Source organism: Vibrio sp. 704, assembly GCF_033339295.1.
This window is the reverse complement of record NZ_JAWOUH010000383.1, coordinates 1-741: the sequence shown is the minus strand read 5'-3', so window position 1 is coordinate 741 and position 741 is coordinate 1. Positions and strand designations below refer to the sequence as shown.

At 47.0% G+C, this 741-nt stretch carries 1 pseudogene; it reads left to right on the top strand.

Annotated elements, in window-relative coordinates:
* Positions 1–741 (top strand): annotated as a pseudogene (locus R7R24_RS26615) (6-phospho-beta-glucosidase); the annotation flags it as partial.

Sequence of the window (741 nt, the reverse complement as noted above, 5' to 3'; positions counted from 1 at the left end):
GCGATCAAACTTGCCATTATTGGTGGTGGCAGTAGCTATACCCCGGAATTGGTTGAAGGGGTAATCAAACGCTTGGATTACTTGCCAGTTAAACAGATTCACTTTGTGGACATAGAATCCGGCGCGGAAAAGCTAGAAATCATCAGAGGCTTGGCTCAGCGGATGGTCGATAAAGCGGGCGCGGATATTGAAATTAAAGCGGATTTTGACCGCCGTGCTGCGATCAAAGGCGCTGACTTTGTCATGACTCAATTCCGTGTAGGCGGGCTTGCTGCTCGAGCAAACGATGAAAGAATTCCTATTAAATACGATGTGATCGGACAAGAAACCACTGGCCCTGGCGGATTTGCTAAAGCACTGAGAACCATTCCGGTCATTCTTGATATCTGTAAAGACATTGAAGAGTTGGCGCCAAACGCTTGGATGCTCAACTTTACGAACCCTGCTGGTCTCGTCTCAGAAGCGGTGAGTAAGCATACTAAAGTCAAAAGTATCGGCTTATGTAATGTACCCGTATCAATGGAAATGATGATTGCAGAGATGATGGATTGCGAGCCTAAAGAGCTACAGTTGGAGTTTGCAGGTCTAAATCATCTGGTCTGGGTACACAAAGCGTGGCTGAAAGGCGAAGACATCACTCAAACCGTCTTAGAGAAAGTCGGAGATGGCGCTAACTTCAGTATGAAGAACATTTGGGAAGAACCGTGGGATCCGGCATTTCTAAAAGCGCTCGGTGCGATT